This window comes from Bradyrhizobium sp. Kon56, from assembly GCF_055807635.1.
In genome coordinates, this window is sequence record NZ_JBVVOU010000640.1 from 1 (window position 1) to 235 (window position 235).

The 235-nt window shown below is 61.3% G+C and carries 1 pseudogene; it reads left to right on the plus strand.

Features of this window, described 5'->3' with window-relative positions:
- A pseudogene (locus AC0L3B_RS40350) lies at positions 1–235 on the plus strand (Crp/Fnr family transcriptional regulator); the annotation flags it as partial.

Sequence of the window (235 nt, forward strand, 5' to 3'; positions counted from 1 at the left end):
GAGCTGACCGAGGTGACGGCGCGACGCCCCCACCTGGCCGCGGCCTTGTGGCGAGAGACGCTGATCGATGCTTCTATCTTCCGAGAATGGATCGTGAATGTTGGGCGGCGAGCCGCGCTGCCGAGAATGGCTCACCTGTTGATCGAAGTGCACGAGCGGCTTGAAGCAATCGGGCGCTCTCGCGGGGGAGCGTTTAACTTGCCATCACTCAAATCGACCTCGGCGATTGTTTCAG